Source organism: Sphingomonas sp. 10B4 (assembly GCF_035019905.1).
Taxonomy (GTDB): domain Bacteria; phylum Pseudomonadota; class Alphaproteobacteria; order Sphingomonadales; family Sphingomonadaceae; genus Sphingomonas; species Sphingomonas glacialis.
This window is the reverse complement of sequence record NZ_JASJVC010000148.1, coordinates 1-1,995: the sequence shown is the minus strand read 5'-3', so window position 1 is coordinate 1,995 and position 1,995 is coordinate 1. Positions and strand designations below refer to the sequence as shown.

The following is a 1,995-nucleotide window of genomic DNA, read 5'->3' as shown; positions in this document are numbered from 1 at the left end:
GGATCATGTTGGAACATGAATCGCTTCCGGACCACAACGCAACCTCTTTTCCGGCTCCTCAATGAGTCAGGCTATAGTTCTGCAGCACGTCGAGAATGAAGCCCTCTTCGATCGCCTGCCGCATGGAATACAGATCGAAAGGGTGCGGCAGGCCATCCGTGCCCTTGCGACCGAACCGCTCCAGCGTGACGTTGCGCGGTGTCGCGGTGAAGGCGAAGAAGCTGATGTTCGGCTGCGGTCCTCGCGCGGCCTGATAGTCGGCCACAATGTCCTCGATCGTCCGTTCGTCCTCGGCATCCTCGCGCGACAACGCTTCCGTCATCGCCTGGGCGCTCTTGCCGGACTGACTGCCGTGGGCCTCGTCCACGATGATCGCGAAGCGTTTGTCCGCCATGCCGGAGAGGGTGGTCAGGTGCTCGGTCGAGAACTTCTGGATCGTGGTCACGATGATCCGCGCGCCCGACGCGAGGGCGGCCTTCAACTGCTTAGACGTGCCGTCGATGGTCTTCACAACTCCCGCCGTCTGAGCGAATTGGGCGACGGTGCGCTGCAGCTGTCGATCCAGCACGATGCGATCGGTGACGATGATGGCGGTGTCGAAAATCGGCCTGTCGTTGTCATCATGCAGGGTGATGGCGCGATGGGCAGTCCAGGCGATGGTGTTGGACTTCCCGGAACCTGCGGAATGCTGGATCAGGTAGTTCTGGCCGGTGCCGAGTGCGCGCGCGTCGGCCATCATCCTGCGCACGGCGTGGAGCTGATGAAAGCGCGGGAAGATCATCGTCTCGCGCCGTTCAGGCACGTTGTTCTTCCCAGGCGTTTCCTCAACAAGCAGGTGCATGAAGCCGCCAATGATGTCGAGGATCACATCCTTGGACAAGGCCGCCAGGCCGTCTGGCTGGTCCGCCCACATATAGGCGGTGCGGAAGTCACCGGGCACGTCCCGGTTGCCTGCACCGCCTTCATCCGTGCCCCGATTGAACGGCAGGAACCTTGTCTTCCCGTTCATCAGGCGCGTCGTCATGGAGATGTTGGATTCGTCCATGGCGAAATGAACCAGCGCCCCGCGCTTGAATGTCAGCAGCGGCTCGTTCGCCGGGGTGCGATTCTTCTGATACTGCTTCTCTGCATGCTTGAAGGTCGTCCCGGTGAGTTCGTTCTTGAGCTCGAACGTGGCGACGGGGATGCCGTTGACGAATGTTACGACATCGATCTCGTTGTCGTTCCGCCTGCTGTAACGCACCTGCCGCGCAAGCGAGAGAATATTGGCATCATACTGAGCCGTCAGCTCGGGATTGACACTGGAGGCGGGCTGGAAGGCGCACAGGCGCAGCTTGATGCCCGGCACGATCTTGATTCCGTGACGAAGCACGCCGAGCGTGCCAACATTCTTCAGGTTGGCATCGAGCTGCTTGAAAAATTCGACGTCCGCCGATGTGGAATACTGGGCTTCCAGCTTGGCCCATTCGTCCGGCTGGGTCGACGTCACGAATTCGAGGACCAGCGCCTTGTCGAGCGCCAGGTCACGATCCAAATCGCTACTCGACCGTAGACGGTATCCCTGGTGCGCGACGAGTTCATCGCACATGTGCTGTTCGAGCACGTTCTCGAGGTGGGCCGCATGGGGGCTGTGCGTCGTGGTCATGCGGCATTCTTTCGTTTTTCCGCTTGCGTAACGTTGATGCGCCCAGAGATGGCATCGGCTATCAGAGCTTGGCGTCGTTCATGTAGTCGATCGAGCGACATCTCAATCAGCTTTGTCAGTCCCGCAGCTCTCTTCGTGATTGCATCGGCCTCTGCGGCAATGGTGCGCTGCTCCTCGATAGGGGGCACAGGCAGTCTGATCTGTCGGAACTGCTCCCAGTATAGCCGTAGCCGGAAGTCGGCGATCCCCTTCGATCCACGGCGCATTTCTTCGATATATAGCCTGACTCATTGAGGAGCCGGAAAAGAGGTTGCGTTGTGGTCCGGAAGCGATTCATGTTCCAACATGAT

The 1,995-nt window shown here is 59.7% G+C and carries 2 protein-coding genes; both read right to left on the bottom strand.

The annotated features are described in order from the left end of the window. Positions 1 to 58 precede the first annotated feature (58 nt). Positions 59 to 1,645: a type I restriction endonuclease gene (locus QN347_RS19110; protein ID WP_322163090.1), complete on the bottom strand. Its 1,587-nt coding sequence runs from the start codon at positions 1,643 to 1,645 to the stop codon at positions 59 to 61. Continuing rightward, the gene (locus QN347_RS19105) at positions 1,642 to 1,911 is read right to left on the bottom strand and encodes a hypothetical protein (RefSeq protein ID WP_323494322.1); all 270 of its coding nucleotides are present in this window, start codon (positions 1,909 to 1,911) and stop codon (positions 1,642 to 1,644) included. The genes QN347_RS19110 and QN347_RS19105 overlap by 4 nt, the downstream gene beginning before the upstream one ends. Between the last annotated feature and the right edge of the window lie 84 nt (positions 1,912 to 1,995).

Excerpts from the sequence above, each read along its gene's own strand:
- QN347_RS19110 (WP_322163090.1), bottom strand. The coding sequence starts at position 1,645 with ATGACCACGACGCACAGCCCCCATGCGGCCCACCTCGAGAACGTGCTC.
- QN347_RS19105 (WP_323494322.1), bottom strand. The coding sequence starts at position 1,911 with ATGCGCCGTGGATCGAAGGGGATCGCCGACTTCCGGCTACGGCTATAC.